This is a genomic window from Nonomuraea sp. NPDC004186 (assembly GCF_053603495.1).
Window position 1 is genome coordinate 1 of record NZ_JBSGFQ010000009.1, and the last position, 25,755, is coordinate 25,755.

General features: G+C 69.9%; 28 protein-coding genes and 3 pseudogenes. 11 read left to right on the top strand and 20 right to left on the bottom strand.

Going from position 1 to position 25,755, the window contains the following annotated elements:
• From ACWEPL_RS09555 to ACWEPL_RS09565, 3 genes and pseudogenes are all read left to right on the top strand, one after another.
• Positions 1–91 (top strand): annotated as a pseudogene (locus tag ACWEPL_RS09555) (transcriptional regulator); the annotation flags it as partial.
• An 84-nt stretch (positions 92–175) separates the two neighbouring features.
• Positions 176–2,032, top strand: a complete 1,857-nt coding sequence (locus ACWEPL_RS09560) for a DUF5605 domain-containing protein (RefSeq protein WP_452435894.1) — start codon at positions 176–178, stop codon at positions 2,030–2,032.
• A pseudogene (locus ACWEPL_RS09565) lies at positions 2,010–2,228 on the top strand (LLM class flavin-dependent oxidoreductase); the annotation flags it as partial. The gene ACWEPL_RS09560 and the pseudogene ACWEPL_RS09565, both read left to right, overlap by 23 nt.
• On the opposite strand, the gene ACWEPL_RS09570 reads toward ACWEPL_RS09565, so the two are convergent.
• From ACWEPL_RS09570 to ACWEPL_RS09580, 3 genes are read right to left on the bottom strand one after another with little or no spacing between them, the layout of a single operon-like run.
• On the bottom strand, positions 2,165–2,443 hold the full coding sequence (locus tag ACWEPL_RS09570) for a hypothetical protein (RefSeq protein ID WP_452435900.1): 279 nt from the start codon (positions 2,441–2,443) through the stop codon (positions 2,165–2,167). The pseudogene ACWEPL_RS09565 and the gene ACWEPL_RS09570 overlap by 64 nt on opposite strands.
• Positions 2,440–2,667 (bottom strand): hypothetical protein, encoded by a 228-nt coding sequence (locus ACWEPL_RS09575; protein ID WP_452435901.1) that lies wholly within the window; start codon positions 2,665–2,667, stop codon positions 2,440–2,442. Before ACWEPL_RS09575 ends, ACWEPL_RS09570 begins: the two co-directional genes overlap by 4 nt.
• Before the next feature lie 27 nt (positions 2,668–2,694).
• Positions 2,695–3,207 (bottom strand): AAA family ATPase, encoded by a 513-nt coding sequence (locus ACWEPL_RS09580; protein ID WP_363974000.1) that lies wholly within the window; start codon positions 3,205–3,207, stop codon positions 2,695–2,697.
• 262 nt (positions 3,208–3,469) lie between these two features.
• Here ACWEPL_RS09580 and ACWEPL_RS09585 point away from each other — a divergent pair, with 262 nt between their 5' ends.
• Positions 3,470–3,844 (top strand): hypothetical protein, encoded by a 375-nt coding sequence (locus tag ACWEPL_RS09585; protein ID WP_363973997.1) that lies wholly within the window; start codon positions 3,470–3,472, stop codon positions 3,842–3,844.
• Between the two features lie 158 nt (positions 3,845–4,002).
• On the opposite strand, the gene ACWEPL_RS09590 is transcribed toward ACWEPL_RS09585, so the two are convergent.
• The 4 genes from ACWEPL_RS09590 to ACWEPL_RS09605 all read right to left on the bottom strand — a co-directional run bounded on the left by ACWEPL_RS09590 (position 4,003) and on the right by ACWEPL_RS09605 (position 8,046).
• Positions 4,003–5,529, bottom strand: coding sequence for an FAD-dependent monooxygenase (locus tag ACWEPL_RS09590; RefSeq protein WP_452435742.1), 1,527 nt, complete (start codon positions 5,527–5,529; stop codon positions 4,003–4,005).
• 103 nt (positions 5,530–5,632) lie between these two features.
• Positions 5,633–6,913, bottom strand: coding sequence for an erythromycin esterase family protein (locus ACWEPL_RS09595; protein WP_452435743.1), 1,281 nt, complete (start codon positions 6,911–6,913; stop codon positions 5,633–5,635).
• Between the two features lie 85 nt (positions 6,914–6,998).
• Positions 6,999–7,379: a DUF3224 domain-containing protein gene (locus ACWEPL_RS09600; RefSeq protein ID WP_452435744.1), complete on the bottom strand. Its 381-nt coding sequence runs from the start codon at positions 7,377–7,379 to the stop codon at positions 6,999–7,001.
• 7 nt (positions 7,380–7,386) lie between these two features.
• Positions 7,387–8,046, bottom strand: coding sequence for a CatB-related O-acetyltransferase (locus ACWEPL_RS09605; protein WP_452435745.1), 660 nt, complete (start codon positions 8,044–8,046; stop codon positions 7,387–7,389).
• Positions 8,047–8,197: 151 nt separating this feature from the next.
• Between ACWEPL_RS09605 and ACWEPL_RS09610 the strand changes: the two genes are divergently transcribed.
• Positions 8,198–8,794, top strand: coding sequence for a TetR/AcrR family transcriptional regulator (locus tag ACWEPL_RS09610; protein ID WP_452435746.1), 597 nt, complete (start codon positions 8,198–8,200; stop codon positions 8,792–8,794).
• A 15-nt stretch (positions 8,795–8,809) separates the two neighbouring features.
• Here ACWEPL_RS09610 and ACWEPL_RS09615 read toward each other — a convergent pair whose 3' ends face one another.
• From ACWEPL_RS09615 to ACWEPL_RS09630, 4 genes and pseudogenes are all read right to left on the bottom strand, one after another.
• On the bottom strand, positions 8,810–9,211 hold the full coding sequence (locus tag ACWEPL_RS09615) for a hypothetical protein (RefSeq protein WP_452435747.1): 402 nt from the start codon (positions 9,209–9,211) through the stop codon (positions 8,810–8,812).
• A gap of 207 nt (positions 9,212–9,418) precedes the next feature.
• Positions 9,419–9,721, bottom strand: a pseudogene (locus ACWEPL_RS09620) (alpha/beta fold hydrolase); the annotation flags it as partial.
• 93 nt (positions 9,722–9,814) lie between these two features.
• Complete coding sequence (locus tag ACWEPL_RS09625) at positions 9,815–10,732, bottom strand: NADP-dependent oxidoreductase (protein ID WP_363973983.1); 918 nt, start codon at positions 10,730–10,732, stop codon at positions 9,815–9,817.
• Between the two features lie 299 nt (positions 10,733–11,031).
• Positions 11,032–12,162: an FAD-dependent oxidoreductase gene (locus ACWEPL_RS09630; RefSeq protein WP_452435748.1), complete on the bottom strand. Its 1,131-nt coding sequence runs from the start codon at positions 12,160–12,162 to the stop codon at positions 11,032–11,034.
• 88 nt (positions 12,163–12,250) lie between these two features.
• Here ACWEPL_RS09630 and ACWEPL_RS09635 point away from each other — a divergent pair, with 88 nt between their 5' ends.
• Positions 12,251–12,925 (top strand): TetR/AcrR family transcriptional regulator, encoded by a 675-nt coding sequence (locus tag ACWEPL_RS09635; RefSeq protein WP_452435749.1) that lies wholly within the window; start codon positions 12,251–12,253, stop codon positions 12,923–12,925.
• Positions 12,926–12,980: 55 nt separating this feature from the next.
• On the opposite strand, the gene ACWEPL_RS09640 is transcribed toward ACWEPL_RS09635, so the two are convergent.
• On the bottom strand, positions 12,981–14,354 hold the full coding sequence (locus tag ACWEPL_RS09640; RefSeq protein WP_452435750.1) for an MFS transporter: 1,374 nt from the start codon (positions 14,352–14,354) through the stop codon (positions 12,981–12,983).
• Positions 14,355–14,398: 44 nt separating this feature from the next.
• The gene (locus tag ACWEPL_RS09645) at positions 14,399–14,776 is read right to left on the bottom strand and encodes a nuclear transport factor 2 family protein (RefSeq protein ID WP_363973970.1); all 378 of its coding nucleotides are present in this window, start codon (positions 14,774–14,776) and stop codon (positions 14,399–14,401) included.
• 240 nt (positions 14,777–15,016) lie between these two features.
• Between ACWEPL_RS09645 and ACWEPL_RS09650 the strand changes: the two genes are divergently transcribed.
• Positions 15,017–15,409 carry a hypothetical protein gene (locus tag ACWEPL_RS09650; RefSeq protein ID WP_452435751.1) on the top strand — a complete coding sequence of 131 codons (393 nt, stop codon included), beginning with the start codon at positions 15,017–15,019 and terminating at the stop codon, positions 15,407–15,409.
• A gap of 1,195 nt (positions 15,410–16,604) precedes the next feature.
• Here ACWEPL_RS09650 and ACWEPL_RS09655 read toward each other — a convergent pair.
• Entirely contained in the window at positions 16,605–17,219 is a 615-nt protein-coding gene (locus ACWEPL_RS09655) for a TetR/AcrR family transcriptional regulator (RefSeq protein ID WP_452435752.1), read from the bottom strand.
• 192 nt (positions 17,220–17,411) lie between these two features.
• On the opposite strand from ACWEPL_RS09655, the gene ACWEPL_RS09660 reads away from it, so the two are divergent.
• Both ACWEPL_RS09660 and ACWEPL_RS09665 read left to right on the top strand, forming a co-directional pair.
• Positions 17,412–18,884, top strand: coding sequence for an MFS transporter (locus tag ACWEPL_RS09660; RefSeq protein WP_452435753.1), 1,473 nt, complete (start codon positions 17,412–17,414; stop codon positions 18,882–18,884).
• Between the two features lie 43 nt (positions 18,885–18,927).
• Positions 18,928–19,182, top strand: a complete 255-nt coding sequence (locus ACWEPL_RS09665; protein ID WP_363973959.1) for an SGNH/GDSL hydrolase family protein — start codon at positions 18,928–18,930, stop codon at positions 19,180–19,182.
• Positions 19,183–19,249: 67 nt separating this feature from the next.
• Here ACWEPL_RS09665 and ACWEPL_RS09670 read toward each other — a convergent pair whose 3' ends face one another.
• The 6 genes from ACWEPL_RS09670 to ACWEPL_RS09695 all read right to left on the bottom strand — a co-directional run bounded on the left by ACWEPL_RS09670 (position 19,250) and on the right by ACWEPL_RS09695 (position 24,710).
• Entirely contained in the window at positions 19,250–20,338 is a 1,089-nt protein-coding gene (locus ACWEPL_RS09670; protein WP_452435754.1) for a VWA domain-containing protein, read from the bottom strand.
• A gap of 248 nt (positions 20,339–20,586) precedes the next feature.
• Positions 20,587–21,417 (bottom strand): ABC transporter permease, encoded by an 831-nt coding sequence (locus ACWEPL_RS09675; RefSeq protein WP_350730448.1) that lies wholly within the window; start codon positions 21,415–21,417, stop codon positions 20,587–20,589.
• Positions 21,407–22,246 (bottom strand): ABC transporter ATP-binding protein, encoded by an 840-nt coding sequence (locus ACWEPL_RS09680; protein WP_363973952.1) that lies wholly within the window; start codon positions 22,244–22,246, stop codon positions 21,407–21,409. Before ACWEPL_RS09680 ends, ACWEPL_RS09675 begins: the two co-directional genes overlap by 11 nt.
• Positions 22,243–22,698 (bottom strand): MarR family winged helix-turn-helix transcriptional regulator, encoded by a 456-nt coding sequence (locus tag ACWEPL_RS09685; RefSeq protein ID WP_350730451.1) that lies wholly within the window; start codon positions 22,696–22,698, stop codon positions 22,243–22,245. The genes ACWEPL_RS09680 and ACWEPL_RS09685 overlap by 4 nt, the downstream gene beginning before the upstream one ends.
• 43 nt (positions 22,699–22,741) lie before the next feature.
• A complete protein-coding gene (locus tag ACWEPL_RS09690; protein ID WP_452435755.1) occupies positions 22,742–24,331 on the bottom strand; it encodes a multicopper oxidase family protein in 1,590 nt (529 codons plus the stop codon).
• Positions 24,324–24,710, bottom strand: a complete 387-nt coding sequence (locus ACWEPL_RS09695) for a hypothetical protein (RefSeq protein WP_452435756.1) — start codon at positions 24,708–24,710, stop codon at positions 24,324–24,326. Before ACWEPL_RS09695 ends, ACWEPL_RS09690 begins: the two co-directional genes overlap by 8 nt.
• 111 nt (positions 24,711–24,821) lie before the next feature.
• Between ACWEPL_RS09695 and ACWEPL_RS09700 the strand changes: the two genes are divergently transcribed.
• Together ACWEPL_RS09700 and ACWEPL_RS09705 are read left to right on the top strand one after the other, a co-directional pair.
• The gene (locus ACWEPL_RS09700) at positions 24,822–25,235 is read left to right on the top strand and encodes a LysR family transcriptional regulator substrate-binding protein (protein ID WP_452435757.1); all 414 of its coding nucleotides are present in this window, start codon (positions 24,822–24,824) and stop codon (positions 25,233–25,235) included.
• Positions 25,236–25,278: 43 nt separating this feature from the next.
• Positions 25,279–25,713 carry an ester cyclase gene (locus tag ACWEPL_RS09705; RefSeq protein ID WP_363973943.1) on the top strand — a complete coding sequence of 145 codons (435 nt, stop codon included), beginning with the start codon at positions 25,279–25,281 and terminating at the stop codon, positions 25,711–25,713.
• Positions 25,714–25,755 lie beyond the last annotated feature (42 nt).

The following is a 25,755-nucleotide window of genomic DNA, read 5'->3' on the forward strand; positions in this document are numbered from 1 at the left end:
GTGGCACCGGTTCAACGATGTCCTGCCCACGTGGTTCCAGGCGTACGTCGGCCTTGAAGAGGCCGCCGCCAGGATCAGGACCTACGACCTCGGGCGGCACCTCGGGCGGCACTTCGGGCGGCACCTCGGGCGGCACCTCGGGCGGCACCTCGGGCGGCACCTCGGGCGGCATGGCATGAGCGGCCGGGGATTCGGGCCGGGCAGCCTGCTCGCCGACGTCCTGGACCACGCCGAGGCCCGCGGCGTCATCCAGCGCACGCTACCCGGCGTCGTGAACTCTCCCCTGCTCATACAGCTGCGCCGCCGCACCCTCGGCAAGATCACGGCCGCCGGTCCGTACGCCCGGCTCTCCCCCGCACAGCTCGACGACCTGTGGCGCGAACTCGCCGCGCTCGACGCCGGCGACCCGGGCGTGCGCTCCGACCCGCCCGCGATCGCGCCGAACCCCCACTACGAGCCGGCCGGTACGCCGCGCGGCTCGGCCGGCGCGCTCTCCGCACCCGCCACGGGCGAAGTGTGGGCCACCTGGGAGCTCGCCCTCGCCGGACCGGACCACGGCAACCCGTTCGTCGACGTCGACCTGCGCGCACGCGCGACCGCCCCCGACGGCTCGACGCGCCGGCTCGGCGGCTTCTACGACGGCGACGGGATCTGGCGCGTCCGGCTGCTGCCGGACCAGGCCGGACGCTGGGTCGTCACGACGGAGGCGACCACGCCCTCCCTCGACGGCGTCACCGTCGAGCTCACCGCGGTGGCCGGCGCCGGTCGAGGGCCTGTCCGGGTGGCGGACCGGTATCACTTCTCGTACGCGGACGGCACGCGTCACCTGCCGCTCGGCACGACCGCGTACGCCTGGACCCACCAGAGCGAAACGCTGCAGGAACAGACCCTGCGCACGCTCGCCGAGTCGCCGTTCACCAAGATCCGGATGGGGGTCTTTCCCAAGTCGTACCTGTTCAACGCCAACGAGCCGCCGCTCTACCCGTTCGAGCCGGACAGCGACGGCGGGTGGGACCACACCCGCTTCGACCCCGCCTACTTCCGCGCTTTCGAGCGCCGGATCGCGGATCTCGCCGCGATCGGCGTCGAAGCCGATGTCATCCTGTTCCACGCCTACGACCGCTGGGGCTTCTCGGACATGGGCACCGCCGCGGACGACCGCTATGTCCGGTACGTGGTTCGGCGATTGTCGGCGTTGCCGAATGTCTGGTGGTCGCTCGCGAACGAGTACGACCTGCTGTTCTCGAAGACCGTCGACGACTGGGAGCGGCTGGCCGCGATCGTCGTCGAAGAGGACCCGATCGGGCACCTGCTCTCGATCCACAACTGCTTCCGCTTCTACGACTACGGCCGGCCGTGGATCACTCACGCGAGCGCGCAGCGCATCGACGTGTACCGCACCGCCGAGAACACCGACCAGTGGCGTGAACAGTGGGACAAACCCGTCGTCATCGATGAATGCGCCTACGAAGGAGACATCGACCAGGGGTGGGGCAACATCACCGGCGAGGAGATGACCCGGCGGTTCTGGGAGGGCGCGGTACGCGGCGGCTATGTCGGGCACGGGGAGACCTACCTCAACGACCGCGAAGAGCTGTGGTGGTCGAAGGGCGGCGAGCTCGTCGGCTCGAGCCCGGATCGGATCGCCTTTCTCAGACGGATCATCGAGGAGTCGCCGACCGGGGTGCTCGACCCGCTGCCGAGCGATTGGGACACCCCTTGGGGTGGCGTGGCGTCGCGTTACCTGATCGCGTACTTCGGCTTCAACCGGCCGTCGTATCGCGATGTCACGATGGAGCCCGGCACGGTCTGGACGGTGGACGTGGTCGACACGTGGAACATGACCGTCGAAACGCTGCCCGGCACGTACTCGGGCAGCTTCCGGGTCCCATTGCCGGCGCGCCAGTACATGGCGATCCGATGCGTCGCCACCGACGCCGACCAGCCTGCGGGACCGCGCGATACTGCGCTGGAGATGAATGGCCGTGGCGGGACCGGAGAGGACGAGCATGCGCGGGTGCCGGCAGGCTGACGTACGCATTTCGGTGCTGGACACCTCACCGATCGTTCAGGGGTCCACACCGAGCCAGGCGCTGCACAACACGGTGGATCTCGCGAAGCTGGCCGACGCGCTGGGCTTTCACCGCTACTGGGTCCCCGAGCATCACGGCATGCGCGGCGTCGCCAGCTCCGCCCCCGCCGTCCTCATCGGCCACCTCGCCGACGCCACGCGGCACCTGCGCGTCGGCGCAGGCGGGGTGCTGCTGCCCAACCACGCCCCGACCCCCGTGCTCACCACCACACTGCCGCCCGAGTGCTGGACGGCCAAGCACCGGGCCGAGTGGGTCGGTGATGAGGACCACCTTGCCCCGACCGCCTCCTCCCGGTCGAGCAGCACCTCCAGCTCGGAGAACAGCCGGGCGGGCGTGAAGAGCACGATCACGTTGCCAGCCCCAGCGGCAACACCAGGTGTCGCCGGGGCTGACGCGCCTTCAGACCGAGACCGGCCGGCCGGAGCGCCAGGTATTCGACGGCGGTCCCCGAGTGGCCCACGCAGTAGGCGATGACCTCGCAGGCCGCCGCCAGGGTCTCCGTGGCCAGGGTGAGCCCGTCGGCGCGCAGGGCCTTGAGAGCCTGGCCAGGACGGGCCCGCTCCGGCTTGTTCATCTGCCGGTCGGGGCCGTCGGAGGGCGGCTACTGGAGGCGCAGCTTGTTGGCGTAGTCAGCGATCCGGGTGGCCAACTCTGTGACGTCGGCATCGTCGGTGCGGAACACGGTGGGGATGAGAGTACGCGCCCGGGCGGCGTCCGCCATCGCGTCCTCGACCTCGTCCGGCATGTCACCGCGTGCTCGCAGTCGCCGCAGTCGTTCGGTGTCGCTGCAGTCCAGGAGGGCGCAGTGGACGTCGCCGGTCCATCGCCCGCCCGGTGCGAGCTCGTCGGCGTCGGGGACGGGGCACAGCAGGAGGACGGGATGGCCGGCTCGCCGGACCATGGTGACGATGCGGGTCCACATGCGGTCGTAGACGGGCCAGACGGGTGCGGCGTCCATGGTCGCGATCGGTACGCCGATGAGCCTGCCGTCTTCGAGAAGCTCATCCATGTCCATGACGACCAGCCCGTCGGCGGCCTTCAGCAGGTGCGGCAGCAGCGTGCTCTTCCCCGACCCCGGAGCCCCGGCGAGCAGAACCAAGATCCCTTCATGCACCGGTTGATCATACGGGCCGTGCGTCGTTACTCACCGTCGACATGAAGTGACCGGTACGGCGCTCTGCGAACTCCTGGAGCATGCTGTCGGCCCGTCCCAGCCGCAATCCGAGGCTCCCCCTCCCCTGGCGGCGAGGCCTCGGTGCTGGGCCGCGCGGCCGTCGGCGTAGTGGGGACCGGAGCCGCCGGCGCGTCGGTCAACGGCATGACGCCCCGCTCCACCCGCCAGATGCAGGCGGGGCACGCGGTGGAACCCCCTCCGGTTGTGGCTGGACGCCCTGTATACCCGGCTCCGGTCGGCCGTCTCCGCAAGCGGTGTCCGTACCAGCAGAAAATCGATCACGGCCGCCGAACAGGACGGCCCCGCCATGGAGGCGCCGGTCTCGCCCCAGGTCCGTGCCGCCGCCTACCGGGCGCTCGCCTCACGGCCGGGAGGCGTCGACCTCGGCGAGACCGGCGGCGGGCGACACCTGCGGGTCCCGGTGATGTTCGGCAAGGGCACCATGATCGTCGACCCGGATACCGGGCGGATCCGTGAAACCTCCGCATGGGCTCCCCTCGCAGGCGGAATGGCCCAAACCCAGGACGGCATGGTGACGATCGACGCCGAATGGACGGACCGGCTCCCGCCCAGCTGACGTGCGCTTCGCAGGGCCAGGAGGCAGGCCCTGCGGCGCCGGCGGGCGTGGTGGAGATCCACACCGAACTGGCCGAACTCGACGCTACCGGTTACCGGCCCCTGCGCCACCATGGTCTGAGCTGATGAGGCACCCTCTGTCCATCTCGCAGGGCATGATCAGGGCGTGCCGAACCAGCCGGAGAGTGCTTCGCGCAGGGCGGGCGCGGCGGTGCCGGTGGGTTCGTCGATGGTCGCGGCCCAGGCGATGTGAGCGTCCGGGCGGATCAGCAGGGCGTCGGCCGGCCGAAGGTCGGTCTTGGCGGTGTGGATGTCGACGCGATGCTGCCAGTCTTGGGCGGTTTCGCGCAGGTCCGGGCGGTCGGCGAGGTCGAGCAGGATCGGCCGGGCGGGGTGCAGGAGTTCGGCGACGCTGGTCTTGCCCTGGCCGGTGTGGAGGGTGAGGTCGGGGGCGAAGGTGCCGGCGAGGGGGCGGTGGTCGGAGCCGGGCATCGGGTAGCGGATGTCGGTGCCGGCGACCAGCGCTCCCATGCGGCGCAGCGGCTGCTCGTCGGTGAGGAGTTCCTGGAAGACCTCCCGCAGTGCTTCGGCGGCCGCGTCGTGCCCGCGCCGTAGTGCCACCTGGGCTCGGGTGTGCAGCATGGTACGGGCGCCGGCGAGGTGGCGTTCGCTGTGGTAGGTGTCCAGCAGGCCGGTCGGCGCCCAGCCGTGGAGGTTCGCGGCCAGTTTCCAGGCCAGGTTGACGGCATCCAGCATGCCGGCATTGAGCGCCACCCCGGTGGCGGGGAACAGGTGCGCCGCATCGCCGGCCAGCAGGATCCGCCCCTCACGGTAGCGCTCGGCCTGCCGGGCCTTGAAGGTGAAGCGCGACAGCCGGAGCGCCTCTCCCACGGGCAGCTCCACGCCGAGCACGCGACGGACGCTGTCCTGCAGTTCGGCGACCGTCATCGGGACGTCGTCGTCGTACTCGGTGCTCTCGTCCTCGATGGTGTAGAGCGAGACGGTCTGGGAGCCGGGCGAGGAGCCGACGCCGAACAGACCACGGTCGGTCCGGGTGAAACCCGCGTGGACAGCGCCGTAGCCGGGCACGTCGAGATCGCCGTTGCCGAGCACGGTCACCTTCTCGGGCAAGGTGACCTGGGCCAGCCGGTTGACCTCCGGATAGATGGTTCCGGGAAAGCCGATGCCGGCCCAGTCGCGGATCCGGCTGCGCGCGCCGTCACACCCGACCAGGTAGCGGGCGATCACCCGGTACGGCCCGTCCGGGCCGTGCACGTCCACGCTCACCGCGGCCTCGTCCTGGCTCACCCCGGCCACCTCGTGCCCGCGGCGGACGTCGACGCCGAGCTCGCCGGCGCGTTCGTCGAGCAGCCGCTCAAGCAGCTGTTGCGGGAGCGGCAGGGCGTGCAGCGGGGGATCTGCCAGCTGGGTGAAGTCCAGGTGCACACCGCCGAAGGGGAAGCGGGGAGCCGGAGCAGGGCCGGTGCAGGCCGCTTCGAACCGTTCCAGCAAGCCCCGGTAGCGCAGGAGCTCCAGGATCTGCCCGCCGAGACCACCTGCCTTCGGAGTGTCCCGGCGCTGCGGATGCCGCTCCAGCACCAGCGGACGCACCCCGGCCAAGCGCAGCTCGGCCGCCAGCATCAGGCCGGTCGGACCGGCCCCCACAATGATCACATCGGTGTTCATCACCGGGTAGCTCCCTTACAGTCCGTCGTTGTCAGCAATACATGCATCTCGTTACTCCCTGTTTCTGCAGGTTCTGGCCTCGGCCGACGATCTCCTGGACGGTTCAGCTTTCGACGCCGTCGGCGACGGTGGAGGTCGGGGTGCTGAGGATGCCGTCGAACGCGTCGAGGACGGGGGTGTGCAAGTAGGCGCCTTGTATCCGGATGCGATCGGGACCCGGGGCAACGGCCTCTCGGCGTGCCCGGCGGAGGTCGGCGATGCTGAGCCCCAGGCCGGCATCCGCGAAGGCGGCTTCGACGCTTCCCGGCTCGGGCGCCTCCAACGCCGTGTTGTCGATGGCGAAACCGAAGCGCGCGTTCTCGTCGGGCCGCATGTCGGCTGTGTGTCCGGTGGTGCTCGTCAGGCCGAGGGCGAAGTACTCATCGCCGAGTACGCGCTGCAGGTGCTGTCCCATCGGGAGCCCCGTGAGGTGACCGTTGAAGGAGATCGGCACCTTCTGGAGGTGGGCGTTGTGAGCCGCCAGCACGATGCGGGCCCCGGGTTCGAGGCGCTCCAGGTGCCAAAGGACCGACCCGGCCATGTAGACGTCGCGGGCCGAGGTGTCGGCGGTCAGCCCGTTCCCGGCGTACAGGCCGGCCATGGCACGGAAGCCGTAGTCGGCGTGGCAGGCGGCCTCGATGCGACGCACGGCGATGTCATAGCTGTGCTGATCGCCACGGGAGACGTACAGCGCTTCGACGGCGCGGAACCGGATGAGCAGGCGCATCAGGACAGCACTGAGAGCGTCCTGCTCGGCAGTGGCCAGGCGCGTCCAGGCCGGCGCGGCCGAGGCCGCGGAGGCACCGGCGAACGACTCGGCCATCCGCATCGCCGCCTGGACCGCCGGGAGGGTTTCGGGATCGATCTCGCGCAGGTAGTCGGCGACCGGGGCCAGCGCGGGAAGCAGGGATCCACCGGCCGCCGGGATGTCGATCCCGGCGAAACGCACCGGCACCCCGGCTGTGGCGTTGTGCCGGCGCATCCAGCGCAGCGGCTCATCGACTCCCACGGGGATCGCCTCGGCGAGATGGGCCGACAGATCATCATCCGTCCCCTCCCCCTGGGCCCAGGCGTCAAGGGGGAAGCCTTCGCTGAAGCCGTACTCGAAGGCCAGGACGGTGAAACCGCAGTGTTCGACCAGGAACCGCAGGATGCGCCGGCGCATGAGTGAGAACTCGTTGATGAAGTGGGAGTTCTCACCGATCGCGACGACGCGGGCGTCGCCGATGATGTCGCGTACCGGCTTCAGATCGTCGAGCGGCGCCTCAGGGTCGAGGTGGGTGAGCGGGACGGCCTGGCGGCGAAGCCAGCCGGCGAACGGGTTGGGATGGGACGAAGCAGGCATGCCGATAGCTCGATTCCGAAGTGCTGGAACTGTGAAACGGAGGTCAGATGTCGCAACCGCGAGCCAGGATCCGGCTCGAGTGATCTCACAACGTGTAGACCAGCGTGAGCACCTGGAACTCGCGCTCCATCGCCCGACCGGCGATCCCGGCGAGCTCTCCCGTCCCGGAGTTCGGGACGATGCTCCCTTCGCTGCTCTGTTCGGCTCCATCGGCCAGCCCCCAGTGCTGGATGACCAAGGTGCCCCGGCGGCCGTCGAGCGTGCCTTCGATTCGCTCCGAGGCGACGTAGCCACCGCCGGCGCCGCCTTGGGCCGTCAGCACCTCGGCGACACCCGTTCCTTCGATCACGCCCTGGTAGCGCTTCCGGATCGTGACCCGGGTCAGCTTGGGCCCCTCGGCGTGCTCGTCATACACCGTCTCGTCGAACTCAACGATCTCGAACTTCGCCTGCACGGTGTGCTCCACCTGCGGGTCACTCATGATGACTCGACTCCCAAGTAGCGGTCACCTTCTCCAGGTCGTCGATGCTGCCGGACATGATCGTGCGGATGTGCTCGGTGATCTGCTGGAGCGGCCAGTCCCACCAGGCCACAGCGAGGAGGCGGTCGATGTCGGCGTCGCGGTAGCGGCGGCGGATGAGCCGGGCCGGGTTGCCGCCGACGATGCCGTAGTCGGGCACGTCGTCGACGACGACGGAACCGGAGGCGATGATCGCTCCGTGGCCGATGCGGACGCCGGGCATCACCGTGGTCCGGTAGCCGAGCCAGACGTCGTGGCCGACCACGGTGTCACCCCGTCCGGGCAGACCGGTGATGAGGTCGAAGTGCTCGGCCCAGGAGCCGCCCATGATCGGGAAGGGGAACGTCGAGGGCCCGTCCATGCGGTGGTTGGCGCCGTTCATGATGAACCGCACGCCCTCCCCCAGCGCGCAGAACTTCCCGATGACCAGCTTTTCCGGCCCGTAGTGGTACAGCACGTTGCGGGTCTCGAAGGCGGTCGGATCGTCCGGGTCGTCGTAATAGGAGAACTCTCCGACCTCGATCAGCGGCGAGGTGACAAGAGGCCTCAGCAGCACTACCCGGGGCTGCTCGGGCATGGGATGCACCACGGTCGGGTCGGCAGGAATGGGCATCAAAAATCGTCTTCTTTCCGAAGAGGTGAGGGTGGAGTCCTTGGGACCTGGGAGCTCTTATCGGTACGGAACGCACCGTGCCGATAGGATGATGTCCAAGTGGGGCTTCCGATGTCAAGTACGGCACGTACCGTACCGATAAGGTGTCGGCATGACCGACACGCCCCATCGTCGCGGCGCCGACCGGACCGAGGCCATCATGCGGACCACGCTGGAGCTCGGCCAGGAGATCGGCTACGCCAAACTGAGCATTGAAGCGGTCGCCGCCCGTGCGGGCGCGAGCAAGCAGACCATCTACCGCCGATGGTCGTCCAAGGGCGCCCTGCTGCTCGACTCGCTGTTGTCGCTGAACGAGCCCGGCCTGGACTATCCCGACACCGGCGACATCGTCGCCGACCTGCGCGCGCAGATCCGCGCGGCCGTCGACCTGCTGGCCACGCCACCCTTCGGCCCCTTGTACAAGGCCCTGATCAGCGAGGCCCAGCACAATCCCGAGGTCGCCGCCGCGCTCAACGAGCGCTTCATCACCCCGCAGGCGGACAAGACCGTCGCCCGGCTGAAAGCGGCCCGCGACCAGGGCCAGCTGTCACCCGGCTTCGAACTCGACCTGGCGATGGCGATCCTGTCCGGCCCGCTGTACTTCCAGCTCCTGATCACTCAGGAACAACTGACCCATGAGTATGTCGACCGGATCCTCAACGCTCTCTTCGCCGGGATGGGGCCCTCGCCACGCTCGTCGGTTTCATAAGCGCCGGGGAGTCCGCTACGGGAGGTCGATGCCGGCCGAGCGCATTCTTGCCTCGGACAACTCATCCAGCCGAGCCCAGGCCGGCTTCTGCTCTTGTCCGTGGTGGCTGAGCAGGCTGTAGCGAATCGCGCCGTCGGCGCGGGCCCGGAGTCCGGCCGGGATCGGCATCAGCGAGGGGTGGGCGAGGAAGTGGTCGGCCATGGCTGTGGCGAGTTCGTCGATCCGGGGGTCCTCCGGCTCCCACTCGGCGGCACACCACAGGCGTTTGACCAAGGAGACGTACCGAGGGTCGTCGAGTGCGCGCTCGACCTTGGTGACACAGTCGTCGAAGCCTTCCGGCACCAGGGCCCTGATCAGCACCAGGCCCTCCCGGGCCATCGTCACGTCGTCCGGGGTGAACCCCAGCTCGGCGGCCACCCTGTCCAGCTTCGTGAGAACGCGGTCGGGCAGCAGGGCCCGGTCGCCGGTGGCGAGCCGGCGCAGCGTGTCGCGCCGCGCGATCGGATCGTCGATCCGGTCGGTGAGGCGCCGTTCTACGTCGACGAGCGCGGCGGCGAACCGGTCAGGGTCGGCGTCGAGTATGGCCCCGATCTCGGCGAGCGGTACGCCGGCGGCGGCCAGCGTTCAGATCTGGACCAGCCGCAGCAGGTCGGCCGATCCGTAGCGGCGGTAGCCGGAGCTTCGCGCACAAGTGCAGGGGACGGAGCATCGGAAACAGCCAGCCCCACCGGCGGTCCAGCCCCGCGGGTACGCGCCGTCCACGGACACCACTCCCAGGACGCGGTCCGGGTTCCGGCCGGCCCAGTGCAGCGCAAGCGGCGCGCCGTAGGACCAGCCGACCAGCAGCGGCCGGTCGACGCCCCTCGCCCTGAGGACGGCGTCGACGTCACGGACGTGCGCCTCGAACGAAGCGGCCACCGCCGAACGTCTCGATCGGCCGCGGGGTCGGTCACCCGTTCAGCGTGCACGCTGACCTAAGGTCAAGGTCAACCCTGGGGGCGAACGGCTTGCCTTCCCCCGCTAGGGACGGAGCACGATCTTGCCGTGAGTGTGCCGCTGTTCCAGCTCGCGGTACGCGTCCCGTACCTGCTCCAGTGGGTAGGTGCGGGCGATCGGCACTTCGAGCTCCCCACGCGCGGCGAGCCGGGCCAGCTCGCCGACCACGACCGCGCACGCCGCGGCGCCTTCTCCGTCGGTACGCGCACCGACCTTGGCCGCGGCCTGCCAGTCGCAGATCGTGTTGATCCGCTCGGGCCGCACGCCCAGCTCCACTGCCAGCTCCACGTAGCCGTCGCCGAACGTGTCGATGAACGCGTCGACCTTCCCGCCGCAGGCTTCCCGGATCCGCTCGGCCACACCCTCCCCGTACGCGATCGGAACGACACCGCGATCCTTCAACCAAGCGTGGTTCGGCTCGCTCGCCAGCCCGATCACCGTGGCGCCGCGCCGCCGCGCGAGCTGTACCGCAAGGGACCCGACGCCGCCCGCCGCGCCGGACACGACGACCGTGTCGCCCGGCCCGGGGTCGACCGCGAACACGGTGGCGTACGCCGTCGTGCCGGCCACGTACAACGACCCGGCCACCTCCCAGGACAGCCCCTTCGGACGCGGGGTCAGCTGCACATCGTCCACCACGACGAACTCCGCGTGGCTCGCCCTCTTGTGAGTGAAGCCGAGGACCTCGTCGCCCACCGCGACACCGCGCACCTCCGGACCGACCTCCACCACGAGTCCGGCCAGATCGCTGCCCTGCCCGGAGGGGAACGTCGCCGGCCAGCGCTCGTGCCGCGCACCCTGCCGGATCATCACCTCGCCGGGCTGGATCCCGGCCGCACGGACCTCGACCAGCACCTGCCCGGGGCCGGGCACCGGACGCTCCACTTCCTCCACCCGCAGGACATCGATCCCGCCGTACTCGTGGAACCGCACCGCCTTCATCGCCTGATCACCGCTCTTCCTCTTTCGGACAGGCCTTCACACTGCCATCGCCCTCGATGGCCCAGGAACGGAGCGGTCTTCCTAGGACCGACGCTCCGATGATGCGTTCGACCACCGATTCGGGGATGCATCGCGACGCCTCCCGCCGAAAGGGGCGCTGCGCATGCTGGGCGAGCGCCATGACCGCCATCCCCGCCGGGGGACGACGACCGTGACCGCGGCCCGTGGCTCACGAACTGCGCCCTGCGGTCGATCACGTTCGGCTGGCACGGGCGCGTCGTTGCGCGGGTCGCCGCAGTTCATGAACCCTGCTCGGCTCCGGTCAGCATGGCGACCATGCTGTGGGGTGCGTCGTCGCCGAACATGATCGTGTAGATGTCGTCGTCTGCGGCTACGCCGGCGGCGCGAGTGAACATGGCTTGTTCGTACTCGGTGAGTGCGGCCTCGACGTCGTCGGGGCGGGCGGCGATGGCCTGGCCGAGTGCGGCGCCGTCCTGCATGGCCAGGTTGGCGCCTTCGCCGTTCGGGGGCATGAGGTGGGCCGCGTCGCCGAGCAGGGTCACACCCGGTGTTCGATTCCAGCGGTGTCCGGTCGGCAGGGTGAAGAGGCGGCGCAGGACCGGCGGGGTGTCGCTGTCGGTGATCAGGGCGGTGAGCTCGGGAGCCCAGCCGTCGAACTCCTCGACGACACGCGCGGTCACGGTTGCGGCATCGGTGAGATCGATGCCGGCGAGCCAGTCCTGTGGTTTCACCAGTTGCGCGTAGCTGTGCAGGGTTCCGCCGCTCTCCCGATGGGCCAGGATTCCCTTACCCGGCGTGAGCGCGAACAGCGATCCGGCGCCGACCGCCTTCGCGGCGGCGGGATGGCGGGTGTCACCGTCGAACAGGAACGTCTCGATGACCGAGACGCCGACGTACTCGGGGGTGGCGCCCGAGAGCAGCGGACGAACCCGCGACCACGCGCCGTCCGCGCCGACGAGCAGACTCGTGACGACGGTGGTGCCGTCAGCCAGGCCCACCTTGTAGCGGCCCTCGTCCAGGGTCTGCACGCCGGTCACCTTGCACCCCCACCGGACGATGCCGTTCGGAAGTGAATCGAGCAGCAGCTGCCGCAGCTCGCCGCGCTGCACCTCGGGACGCTCGCCCGTGCCGTCATCGGGCCGGTCGAGCAGCACGGTCCCCTTCCGGTCGAGGACCCGGTAGGACTCGCGGCCCTCCAGGACGAGCTCGCGAAACCCCTCGGTCAGGCCGGCCGCCTCGAGCGCCGGTTGGCCGTTCCAGGGGTGGATGTCGAGCATCCCGCCCTGACGGCGCGCGGCCGGTGAGGGCTCCGCCTCGTAGACCGTGACGGGGATGCCGTGTACGTGCAGGACGCGGGCCAGCACCAGACCGCCGAGGCCGGCACCGATGATCGTGACCGGGGTCGTCATGGCGTTCCCTCCAGAGGCGTTTGGATCGACGATCCAATCAAGCTAGCACGACTTTGGATCGACGATCCAAACATGCGATAATGCGACCATGGCGAACAAGGCTCAGCGGACCCCGCGGCGCACGGACGGGCTGTCCAAGGAGCTGATCGTCAAGGCCGCGACCGAGATCCTCGACGCCGACGGCGAGACCGCGCTGACCTTCCGTGCGCTCACCACTCGCCTGAGCACCGGCTACGGGGCGATCTACCACCATGTCGCGAACAAGAGCGACCTGCTCGCGGCGGCCACCGGCGACGTCATGGCCGGCGTGATGACCGGCGTGGTCATCGATACGGAGCCGCGGGAAGCTCTGCGTACTGTCGCATTGGGCCTGTTTGACGCGATCGACGCGCACCCCTGGGTCGGCGCTCAACTCTCCCGGGAGCCGTGGCGTCCCGCGCTGCTGGAGATCTACGAGCGCATCGGCAGGCTGCTCGATGCGCTCGGCGTTCCCGAACATGCACTTTTCGATGCTGCGGGCGCGCTCGTGAACTACGTGCTCGGTGTCGCCGGGCAGAATGCCGCGAACGCCCGGGTCCTTGCCAGCAGTGAGGCGGACCGCTCAGCCCTCCTGGCCACCGTGGCCGCACAATGGTCGCAGCTGGACCCCGGCAAGTACCCGTTCGTGGTGAGAGCGGCTAGGCAGCTGCGCGAGCACGACGACCGCGAGCAGTTCCTGTCCGGCGTCGACATCTTCCTGGCCGGCATCGCGACCCTTCGCTAGACACCACCACCTGCCAGGGGCTGTTCCAGCTTGTCACTCACCGCGCCGCGACGCTCTACCGCTGCCTGGCGTGAGCCTCCGGGACGGGCGTGTTGATCAGCAGGGCCGCCAGCGCGGCGGCCAGGAGCAGGACCCCCGCCCCCCACGCCGTCGCGGTCGTGTACCCGTGGACCAGCGCCCGCGCCTGCGGCACGCCCGCGCGCAGAGAGGCGGCGGTGGCCGCGGTGGCGACCGTGTTGAGCAGCGCGGCGCCGAGCGAGCCGCCCACCTGCTGTGCGGTGTTGACCATGGCCGAGGCCACGCCGGCCTCCCGGCGGTCGACGCCTTGGGTCACGACGCTGAACCCGGGGGTGATGACACAGCCGATCCCCCCGCCCAGCAGCACCTCGGCCGGCACGATCACGGTGAGGTAGTCGCTCTCGGGAGTGAGCCCGGTGAGCAGCAGCAGGCCGGTGGCCGTGACGAGCAGCCCGGGCACGATGAGCAGCCGCGCGGGCACCCGCGGCAGCAACGGACTGGCGATGCCGAACGCGCTGGCCGCCACGGCCAGCGTCATGGGCAGAAAGGCCAGCCCCGCCTGGAACGGCGAGTAGCCCAATACCGCCTGAAAGTGGTACGTGAGCAGCAGCGACATGCCGAACAGCCCGACGATCGCCAGCCCCGAGGCCACGCAGGCGCCACCCCGGTTGCGCTCCCACAACAGGCGCAGGGGCAGCAGCGGCTGAGCGGCCCGCGACTCCCACAGGACGAACGACGCCAGCAACAGCACGGCCGCCCCGAGCGGGACGATCACCTGAGCCGCGCCCCATCCGGCCGCCACCGCCTGCGTGCACGCGTACACCACGGCGACGAGCCCGCTCGTCACCAGCAGCACGCCGGGCACGTCGAAGCGCTGCCTGCCCTGGAACTCGCCATCGGCCAGCACCCGCAGCCCGGCCAGGCCGGCCGCCAGTCCGATGATCATGTTCACGTACAGGCACCAGCGCCACGACGCGAACTCCGTCAGCAGACCGCCCGCCAGCAGGCCGACCGCTCCCCCGCCGCTGGCGATCGCGCCGTAGACCGCGAAGGCCCTGGCCCGCTCCTTCGGCTCGGTGAACGTCACGGCCAGCAGTGAAAGCGCGGTCGGGGTCAGGACCGCGGCGAAGGCGCCCTGCAACGCCCGGCCCGCGACCAGCATGGGAAAGTTCACCGCCGCACCCCCGATGACCGAGGCGGCCATGAACCCGGCCAGCCCGGCCAGGAAGGCCCGCTTGCGTCCGAGGTAGTCGGCGATCCGCCCGCCCAGCAGCAACAGGCCCGCGAAGGCCAGCGTGTACGCGGTCACCACCCACTGCCGGTCGGCGTCGGACGGATGCAGGGCCTGCTGCGCCGAGGGCAACGCGATATTCATGATCGTCGCGTCCAGGGCCACCATCAGCTGAGCCACGGAGACGACGGAGAGGGCGACCCACCGCCGGGATCCGGTCATCGCTACGCGTCGTCGGCCATCGGGCTGAACTGGATGCCCGCCAACCGCCACGAGCCCTCCTGCTTCACCCACACCTGGGACACCCGCACCCGCAGCGCCACCGGCCGGCCGTGCGAGGTCGCCTTGTTGCTCTGCACGTTGCGGACGATCGCGGCATCGCCATACATCCGGATGTCGATCCGGCTGGTGTCCAGGGCGTGGTACTCGAACTGGGCGTGCCGGCCGATCCACTGCTCCTTGTCGAGCACGTACCCCTTGGGACCGATCGACTGGAAGTCGTCGGCCAGCAACTCGCGCAAGCGGTCGGCGTCCGCGGCCAGCTCGGCCTCGTCGAACTGCCGCTGCAGGCTTAAGACCGCCTCTTTCTCCGTGTCCGTCATGAAGCCGAGCATAGGCGTGGCCGCGAAAATGGGAACCGGATAATTCCGGGTGCGAGAAAATGTCCGGTGAATGTCCGGTCCATGACCTGTCGCCCATTGATCGCCATCAGCCAGACTCTCTTTCAGCCGAAGCCGGCGAAAGAATGCGAGGCGAGCATCGCCACCCGGCATATCGCGGTTACGAACGCCTGGCTCATCCCCCACCGTCCCAACCGAAACCCGCGAAACAGGAGAGTGCGGATGCGGATCGGCAAACTCGTCCTCGCGGCCACCTCTGTGATCATCGGAGGAGCCGCGCTGTTCGCGACCCCGGCGACGGCCGGAGCCGCCGCCCTGGCTCCCTGCCGCGTGGTCGCCGACACACACGGCGGGTCGTTACGGCTCTGGTACTGCGACGGCAGCGGTGGAACAAGGAACGGCTATCACGGGCAGGCGGTGGGCGCCTTCGAAGGCGACCAGCTATTCCTCAGAAGCGCCGCCGGCACCAAGACCGCAGTGGTGAACATCCCCCGGAACGGCAATTACGACACCGCCACAGTCGGTCGCCAGGGAGGGCCATGGAAAGCCTGCTACGACCCTTGGCCAACGGCTCCGGGCGTAGGGGACGAATTCTGCACCGCGGCAGGCTGGTGATCCGAGGGTCCACGCTCCTGCACTCGCGTGCAGGAGCAATTCCGGCCCCGGTGCTGGGAGAACGGTGTAGCAGTCACATCCGGCTCCCCGTGCCGCGCCGGATCCCGACCTGGCGCAACAAACCGGTAGCAGGCGCTTCAGTCATGAAGAGAACCCTCCCTGGCGGACACACTCATCTATGCATGGGGCAGACGTCTGGCGGCAGCGTCCCGTAGCGCAGGAAGAAACGATCGGCTTTGCTCAGGAACGGCTCGATCTGGCCCTGCATCGTGCCGTCCGCCCCTCGGGAGAACGACCAAATGCGGGTTCTTTCTCCGCCTCGATTCCTGAATCGCGGCCACCATGCGGAGACTTTTTTGTTCGGGTTGTCATTGACGCCGTAGCGGTGGGCGAGCCGCGGGAGCCGACGCGTGAACTCGGCTTTGTCGTCGAAATCCCATTCCTCTCCAGGCCTGTCGCCCGTTCGTACGCACGCCTGGGCCGTCCCTTGACATGCTCGTCCGCTCGTGTCGGTAATTATGCGACAGCTCGAGAATGCGATCGGGACGGTCGACGGCCTTTTCGAAGTCCTCTCGGCCCAGACTGATAGCCAGTCCGCGAAACACTCGAATCCGTCGGACGATGCGTAGCCGGTGGTGATGTGTCGATGTCATGGCCCATGATCATGGCATCCGGAGGGACTTCCCGCTTACCCGCCGCCTACTGGCCGTCGGAGGCACCGCGCCGCCGATACGCTCTGGCGCAGAGTGCTGGTGGCGAGCAACGTGAGTGACGGACGAACGCAGTCGGCGATTTCTCACCGCGGGTAGCGGCGGACTTGGTCGCGTTCCCGAGATGGCTCGCCGAGCACGGTCGCTCGGTGTTTCTCGGCACGGTGACGCCGGTGCGTGCCACGGCGGTCGAGGACGCCCGCGGGGCTTCTGAGACTCCCGGCCTCCCATCGAGAGCGGACCTGAGTTCAGGGCTGGTCTCGCGACCCGAGCGGGGGTCGTCGTGGCGCTGATCGTAGTTCCTCGGCCATGGCCGCTTGGATAGCAAGCGCCGTTACGCCTTGCCTGCCGAAGCCGGGAGTGGCTCCCAGGTCGGACTGCCGGTCGGTGTCTGGTCCGCACCGGTCAGCCGGATCTCGTAGGCGATCTCCTCGCCGAACCTCCCTACGAGTTCCTGGCGGATGCGGGCAGTGCGGCGGTGATCCTCACGGCCGGGGCACGACTCCGTTGCTGAGGGCGTCGAACAGGCGCTCCAGGCGGGCGCGGTGGTCGTCTGCGACGGTGTCGGCCGGGTCTCCGGCGATCAGGCGCCGGGCGGTCTCCACCAGCACGACGGTGTAGCCGGCGATGAAGAAGGCGGCGAGCAAAGGGGCGTCGCCGTCGAAGAGCGGGTCATGTTCGAGCTCGCCGGCGAGAGTCTGTTGGAGGTCGGAGGCGATCTCCCTGGCGCGGGCGACCAGCGTGGGCGAGGCCGCGACGGTCCGGAAGAAGGGGGCGGACCCCTCCTTGAGGCCGGACAGGGCGTGGCGCTCCTCGAGGAGGCGGAACGCCGTATCGCGCAGGGACTGGAGCGCCCCGGCGTCCGGGGCGCGGTCGTGTACCGCTGAGCGCAGGAGCCCGACGGCGTCCACCTCGCGGTCCAGCAGGAGGTCCTCCTTGCGCGGGAAGTGCTTGAAGACCGTCACGGCCGAGACCCCGGCCTCCCGCGCGACCTCGGTGACCGTGACCGTGTCGAATCCGCGTTCGAGGAACAGCCGGGTCGCGACCTCCGAGATCTTCGCGCGCGTCTGCGGTCCGCCTCGCGCTCCGGTCCTGGGCATCCCGACCTCACTTTCTTGTGTCACTTAACTTAGTCGCATAATCTAGTGGCGTGTCCTTCGAACAGACCACTGTCATTGTCGCCGGAGCAACCCCCCACCGGGCCGCGCTCCACCGCGACCACGGCCCGCGCGAGCGGCCGGATCGCCCTGATCAGGGTCCCCGTCGGGATCACGACGTGAAGGGAGTCCTCCATGAATGAGATGGCTGCTCGTACTCCCCGGTCGCTGCGGGAGGCGTGGGTCGCGTTGGCGGGGCTGTCGGCGGTGTTCCTCTTCGAGATGCTGGACAACTCGATCCTGAACGTCGCGCTGCCCGTGATCGGACGCGAGCTGCACGCCTCGACGATCGCGTTGCAGTGGGTGACGGGCGCCTATGCGGTCGTGTTCGGCGGGATGATGCTGGCGTTCGGCGCGATCGCCGATCGGTTCGGCCGGCGGCGGATCATGCTGATCGGGCTGGTCCTGCTCGGCGTGGCGAGCCTGGCGACCGCCGTGGTCACCACCGCCGAGCAGCTGATCGCCGTCCGGGCGACGATGGGGGTCGCCGCGGCGATGACGACCCCGGGATCGATGGCGCTGGCGTTCCGGCTGTTCGACGAGGACGGCCTGCGCGTGCGCGCAGTGACCCTCATCTCGACCGTCGGCCTGGTCGGGCTCGCGATCGGCCCGACGGCGGGCGGCCTGGTGCTGGCGATCGCGCCCTGGCAGGCCCTGCTGCTGGTGAACGTGCCGATCGCCGCGCTGGCGTTCCTCGGCGTGCGCGCCGGCATCGCCGCCGACGACCCGGCCGGCCTCCACCGCGACCCGCTCGACGTCCCCGGGATGCTGCTGGGCACGGCGACGATCGCGCTCGCACTCCTCACGCCGACGCTGTTCGTGGACGAGGGCACCGGCTCACGGGCGCCCTGGGCGGCCACCGCCGCGGCCGCCGCAACGGCGATCTGCTTCGTCCTGCGCGAGCGCCTGGCCCGCCATCCGCTGCTCGACCTGAAGCTCCTCGCCCTTCCCCTGGTTTCCAGCGGCCTGGCCTACAAGGCCGCCACCGGGCTGGCGACCGCCGGACTCGGTTACCTGGTGACGCTGCAGTTGCAGCTCGACTGGGGCTGGACGCCCGCACAGGCAGCCATCGGGATGCTGCCGCAGGTCGTCGTCCTCATTGCGGGCAGCGCGTTCGTCAACCCGTTCGTGCAGCGCGTCGGCCTGGACCGGGCCGCCTGGATCAGCGCCGCGGCGGTCGTGTCCGGCCTCGCCGTCTACGGCCTGCTCGGCCGGGTCGGCTACCTGTGGGTCGCGATCGCGCTCGTCCTCGTGGCGGCCGGGATGCGCGTGGTCGGCGTCGTCGCCGGGCTCAACGTGGTCCGCGGCCTCCCCGACAACCGGACCACGATCGGCACCGCGCTCGTCGACACCGCCACCGAGGTCACCTCCGGCACCGGCATCGCCATCACCGGCACCATCCTCGCCGCCCTGTTCACCGGCGACATCGCCACCTCCCGCTGGAGCCCGCAGCAGACCGGCGAGTTCCACCAGGCCGTCACCATCGCGGGCCTCACCCTCACCACCGTCGCGGCGGCCCTCGTCGGCTGGGGAATCGCCCGCACCCGGTACGCCGCCGGCGGCCAAGCCGCCACTCCCCTCGACGACGCCGTCCCCCAGGACGCCTGACACCCTCTGCCGCAGCGCCCGCACCATCATCAAAGGAGCGCACATGACGATCACCCTCCGACCGGGGGCAAGCACCGTGGTGTTCACCGGCGATTCGATCATCGACTGCCAACGGCTGGAGAGCGAGGACGGCCTCGGGTTCGGCTACCCGCTGCGCATCGCGGGCGAATGGGGCCCCCGGCATCCGGACCGCCCCGTGACCTGGCTGAACACCGGGATCGGCGGCAACAAGGTGATGGGCCTCGAAGCCCGCCGGCAGGCGGACGTGCTCGACGCGCACCCGGATGTGGTGTCGTGACCCGGCCGTCGAGCCGCCCTCTTCATCGCCGGTTACGGCACCCTGATGGTGGAGAACGCGCGTCGCCTCATCGCGACAGGGGCTTCAGCTCGTCGGCGACCAGCTTGACCACCAGATCGTCCAGGGCCAGCACGGCGTACTCCGAGACGTGATGCTCGGTCTTGTCGCCCGGCGAGACGCCGTCGGCCCCGTACGTGAGGAAGGTGAAGCGCCCCATGGTGAGCTGGGCGAGCTGGCGGTAGATGTACTCGCCCTGGGCGTCGAGGCCCGACGAGGCGATCGGCTCGATCTTGATGCCACGTTCGGCGGCCCGGCGGGCCTCGGTCAGGTAGTCCGGCCCGTCGTAGTCGAGGTGCGGCGGGGCGTCGGCGATGAGGAAGACCAGCTTGACGGCGTCCTCGCGCCAGGCCGGCTTGGCCAGCGCCTCGGCGAGCGCCGCGTTCAGGTCCTCGGGGGTGTCACCGCCGCCTTCGGCCCGCACCGCGGTGAGCTGCTCGCGGAACGTTCCCACGTCGGCGGTGAAGTCGGTGGTTCTGGTGACGTATTCGTCGTCCTTGTCGCGATAAAGCGTCATGCCGAGCTCCAGCTCGGGCCCCGCCGTCAGCTTGGCGATGCGTGCGGCGACCGAGTCGACGCTGGCGGTCAGGCGGCCGATCTCGTCGCCCATCGAGCCGGTGGTGTCGATGAGGAACAGCACCTGCAGCTTGGCCCGGCCTTCCGGCCCGGTGACGGGCAGCTTGACCTTGGGCGCCTGGCCGGTGGCCGCGGCGGTGGCTCCGCCGTACGAGACGGTGATCCGGCCGTCACCGAAGATCAGCGCGCGTCCGTCGGCGTAGGTGCGCGCCTTCTGATCTCCAGCCTGTACGGTGGCGCCGGACAGCGGCCGGCCGCCCCTGTCCGTCACGGTCACGATCCGGCGCCCGCGGACATCGGCGTCGCGCACCTCCTGGTCGCCCTCGGCGAACTTCTTCCGGTAGTCGAGGTAGGCGGTGAAGGCGGCGTTGTCGTCGACGCTGCCCGCGCGTAACCCCGATTGCCCCTGGTCTCCGGACCTCGGTTCGGGGGCACCGGCGGCGGTCGTATCCGCTGCGCCGCAGGCGGTCAGGAGGATGGCGGACAACGGCAGGACGGCGAGACGTACACGGTGACGTGTCATGACCTTTCCGACGGAAGGATCGGCGCGGGCGTTCGAGCCCGGGCCACACGGTGACCGTGCCGTGCCCGACGTGTGACCTTCCGGCCGCTGTCATGGCCGCCGGGGGGTGTACGGCGCCCCCGTGGCGGGCCTCGTCCACGGCGCCGAGGTCAAGACCGCGATCGAGGCCGAACTCGTCCGCCAAGGCCTGTCCCTGCTTCTGCTGCCCTCGGCCCGCGCCCACTTCCGCAAGTGAGGCGGCCCGCGGATCACCGTGCCAGCCGCCCCAGCAGTACGGACGCCGCCGTGATGCCGATCGCCGTGGCCGCGAACAGCACCGCGAAGTCCAGCGGCAGGTGCGCGGGCACGCCGAGCAGCAGTCCGCGCAGCGCGTCGACCTGATAGCTGAGCGGGTTGACCGCGCTGACGTACTGCAGCCAGTCCGGCATGGCCGTGGTCGGGTAGAGCGCGTTGGACGCGAAGAACAGCGGCATCGTGATCGCCTGCCCGATGCCCATCAGCCGGTCGCGAGTCAGGACGATTCCGGCGATCGTCACCGACAGGCAGGAGAAGAACGCCGAGCCGAGCAGCACGGCCACGATCACGCCGGCCAGGCGCACGGGGTTCCAGGTCATGCTCACGCCCAGGAGCGCGGCGATGAGCATGACGACCACCGCCTGGATCATCGCCTTCACGCCGGCGGCGAACGCCTTGCCGGTGACCAGCGCGGCTCGCGGGGTCGGCGTGACCAGGAGCTTGGTCAGGACCCCCGAGTCGCGCTCCCAGATGATCTGGATGCCGTAGAAGATGGCGATGAACATCGTGGACTGGGCGATGATCCCGGGGGCCAGATAGTCGAGGTACGGGATGCCGTCGCTGGGGATCAGCTTGATGCGGGTGAACGTCTCACCGAAGATCAGCAGCCACAGGGCGGGCTGGATCGCGCGGGTGTACAGCTCGGTGCGATCGTGGCGCAGCTTCTGCAGCTCCACCACGCACATCGCGGCGACCCTGGCGGGCAGCACGCGCCACCCCGTACGGGCGCGCGGCGGAACGAGCAACAGGTCGAGGCCGCCCGCGCCGGCGCTGTCAGCCGACACGGGAGGCGGTGTTGCGGGTACGGCGGACATCGCGGAACTCCCCTCCTCCTTCGTCGAGGCCGCTTCCGGCGACGTCGCGGAACACGTCCTCCAGCGTCGGCACCGCGCCGTCACCGCGCCGCTCGCGCAGGTCGGCGATGAGCCGTTCCGGGGTGCCGAGGGCCCGTACGCGTCCCTTGTGCATGAGCGCGACCCGGTCGCAGTACTGTTCGGCCTCGTCCATGTAGTGCGTGGTGACCAGGACGGTCATCCCGGTGGCGGCGCGCACCGCCATGATGTGCTCCCAGACGCTGGTGCGGGCGATGGGGTCCAGCCCGATCGTCGGCTCGTCCAGCATGAGCAGGCGGGGCGCGCTGACCAGGGCCTGGGCGAGTTCGAGGCGGCGTACCATGCCACCGGAGTAGGTGCCGGCCATCCGGTCGGCGGCGTCGGCGAGCCCGACCGCCTCCAGCGCCTGGCCGACACGGCCCGCGCGCTCGCGCCGGGGGACGTCGAAGACGCGGGCGAACAGGGAGACGTTCTCGCGGCCCGTGAGGCTCGCGTCCGCCGACAGCTGCTGGGGCACGTACCCGAGCAGGCGGCGCACCGCCATCTTCTCGGTGGCCGCGTCGTGCCCGAAAACCCGCACCATCCCGGACGGAACGGGCAGCAGCGTGGTCACGCACCGAATGGCGGTGGTCTTGCCCGCCCCGTTGGGGCCGAGCAGACCGAACACCTCTCCGGCGGCAACCGTCAGATCGACACCATCGACGGCCCTGGTCCGGCCGAACGAATAGCGCAGGCCGGTGCAGGTGACCGCGTCACCCGTGGTCGGCGTACCGTCCCTCATGCCGTCCCCACCTCCTCGTGCAGGCCCTCGGCGAGCCTGCGCAGCGCCGGGAGCGCGGCGGTCAGCGCGGCCCGGTCCTCCTCGCTGAGCCGCTCCACCTGCTCGCGGACGAGCGCCGCGCGCCGCTCCTCCCAGGCGCGCAGCCGCGCCTCGGCCTCGGGGGTGGGCAGCAACCGGGCGGAACGGCGGTCGTCGGTGCCGGTCTCCCGGCGCAGCAACCCGGCGGTCGTGAGCTGATTGACCAGCGTGGACACCGAGTTTCCTGCCAGGTACAGCTCCTTGGCCGCTGCCGAGACGCCGATGCCGGGATTGGTGGAGACCAGCCGCAGCAGCTCGACCTGGGCACCGCGCAACCGCGGCCCGGTCAGCCCTCGGCGCAGCTTGCGCCGGAGGAGCCGCTGGATACCGGTCAGGACGCCCGCGAGAGCGTCGGAGAGTTCCGTGCTGCCCATACTCAGAACATTAGCTCTGTTCACGAGCTAATGTGAAGTAGTCTTAAATGATCTCGAGGTTGGCCATCATGCCCATGTCCTCGTGTTCGGCGTTGTGGCAGTGGAAGAGGTAACGGCCGCGGTAGCCGTCGAACCGGGTGATGATCTCCACGGCTTCGCCGGGCCGTAGCGAGACGGTGTCCTTGAGCCCCGCGTCGTGGGCCAGCGGCGCCCTGCCGCTGCGCGAGAGCACGCGGAAGCCGACCAGGTGCAGGTGGACGGGATGGTGGACGTCGGCGACGAGCCGCCAGACCTCGACGTCGCCGAGCCGGGCCGTGACATCGGCGCGGGCGGGGTCGAACGGCAGGCCGCCGATGAGCCAGCCGTGGCCCGCGTGCATCTGCCCGGCACGGAAGGAGAAGTCGCGCACCCTGACGGCGTCCGAACGCCGCCAATCCGGCAGATCGGTGGACAGCCTGCCGGGGATGCGGCTGTCGTCGGTGGCTCCGCGGGCGACGCGGAAGGCCATCACGTCGCCGGTACGGCCTGCGCCGAGCCGGTTGATCACCCTGACGAGGCCGCCGGCCGGGACGCCGGAGAAGTCGACGACCACGTCGTAGCGTTCGGCGGGCGCGATCGGCAGCAGCCGGTGGGTGACCGGGACGGCGAGCAGCCCCTGGTCGGCCCCGATCTGGACGAGGTCGAGGCGGCGCCCGTCGTCGGTGACCGCTTCGAGTTCGTAGTGGCGGGCGTTGGAGGCGTTGAGGATGCGCAGCCGGTAGCGGGCCGCGTCGACCTCGTGCACGGGCCAGGGTGCGCCGTTGACCAGGATCACGTCGCCGAGGACGCCGGCGAGGTACGGCTCGCGGACGCCGGGCCGTACGCGCAGGGTGGGGTCGAGGGCGGGGTAGGCGAGGCTGCCGTCGGCGGCGAACGCCCGGTCGGCGATCATGAGGGGCAGCTCGCGCGGTCCGGCGGGCAGGCCGAGGGCGTCCTCGGCGTCGTCGCGGACGATGTGCAGCCCGGCCAGCCCCCGCCAGATCGCGGGGGCGGTGAAGTCCATCCGGTGGTCGTGGTACCACAGCAGCGTGGGCCGCTGGTCCAGCGGGAAGGTGTAGTCCCTGGTCAGCTCGGTCACCACGGCCCTCGGGTCGCGCATGCCGTGCTCCATGTGCATGGTGTGCTCCTGCCGGCCCTCGGGCAGGACGAGGTCGGTCGGATACCCGTCGGAAGCCGCCGGGGTCCGCCCGCCGTGCAGGTGCACGACCGTCGGGACGGGCAGTTCGTTGCGGTGCGTCACGGTGACCGGCCGGCCGCGGCGCGACTCGATCGTCGGCCCCGGGAAGGTCCCGCCGTACGTCCACATCGGCGTGGTGACACCGGGCAGGATCTCCGCGCTCGCTTCACGCTGGGTGATCTCGTAACGGTCGGCGCCGCCGGAGGCGCTGACCGGCTTCAGTACGGCGGGGATCGGCAGCGGCACCTGGAAAGGCGGCGGCAGCGGTACGGCACTGCGCAACTCGGCGCCGGTGACCGACGGCCTGCGGGCCAGCGCGGCCGAGGCCGACAGCCCGGTGGCCGCCATCAGCCCGAGCGCCCCGCCGATGCCCAGAACCCGCCGCCGGGTGAGGCCCCGGGCGTCATCCTCACGCATCGCGAGCCTCCCGCCGCGGCAAGGGCCGGCTCCAGACGGCGATGAACAGCACGACAAGCGCGACGACGGTCATCACACCCAGCGGGATGTGCAACCACAGCGCGCCGTCCAACCCGGCGAAGTACTGCACCGTCTCGGCCGCCACCACCGCCGTCGTGGCCAGGAACGGCCACACCTGGCGCAGCCGGATCCACACGACGATCGCCACGATCACCTGCAGGTAGCCGATGGAGGTGACCACGTCGGCGCCGATCGCGTGCCAGCGCAGGCTGTCGAAGTCGCCGGTCAGATACACCCCGGCGAACACCGGCTGGCCGACGATCGCCACCACATGCGCGCTGACGACGGCCCGCAGTGTCCGCGCGGCCATGGTGAGCATGCGACATCCCTCCTCGCTTTGTTCTCGCTGTTCGCGAGCAGGCTCGACACTATGGCTCGCCAGTTATCTTGTCTAAGATCAGTATTGCTATGCTGTTATGCCCGGGGAGTCATGATGGAGCTGAACACGCTCAGGCAGTTCCTGATGGTGGCGCGGCTGGAGCGCCTCAGCCGGGCGGCCGACGAGCTGCGGGGCGGCCGGCTCCTCGAGCGGCTCTTCGCCGCCAGGGGCCTGACACCGAAGATCGTCTGTGAGGTCGACGAGCCCAGCTCCATCGCCGACCTGATCGGCGCGGGGCTCGGCATCGGCCTCGTCCCTTCGTTCGCCCGGCATACCTCCATCCGGGCTCCCCTCGTCGCGATCACCGTCGACAGCCCCGACTGCCGTCGCGCGCGCACGCTGTACTGGGGTGCCGACAGCCACCTGTCGACCGCCGCCCGCCTGATGCGCACCATGATCACCAACTGGAGCTGGACCACCGGCGATGCGCCGGCCTCACATTCCAAGGGGCTGTCCGGTCAGTAACTACAGAGACGCGGGTTTCACTATCTCGACCAGAAGAGGCGACATGTCAACAGCTCAGGAAGCACGCAACAAGGAGACGTACCACCGCTTCCACGAGGCCATCAACAGCGGCGATCTGGAGATCATCTCGAAGGCGATCGACGAGTTCATTCACCCGGACGGGCGGTTCCACACGGCGGAACTGGCTGGCGTGACCGCGGTGCAGGCGCAGAAGCGCATATGGGACGTCCTCCTGCGCGCGTTCCCCGACATTCACGTGAGCGTCGAGGACCTGCTCGCGGAGGGAGACAAGATCGTCGCTCGGCAGAGGGTCACCGGGACCAACTCCGGTGAATACCGGGGCATGCCCCCGACCGGCAGATCCGTCACGTACAACGAGATCTTCATCGCCCGCTTCGCCGACGGCCAGATCACCGACATTTGGGGGGTCGTGGACATCTATTCACAGCTGCAGCAGCTCGGCCTGATCAAGGCGTAGTACCTCGCGATCATCGTGCCCGGAGGCCCTCCCCCGGAGCCG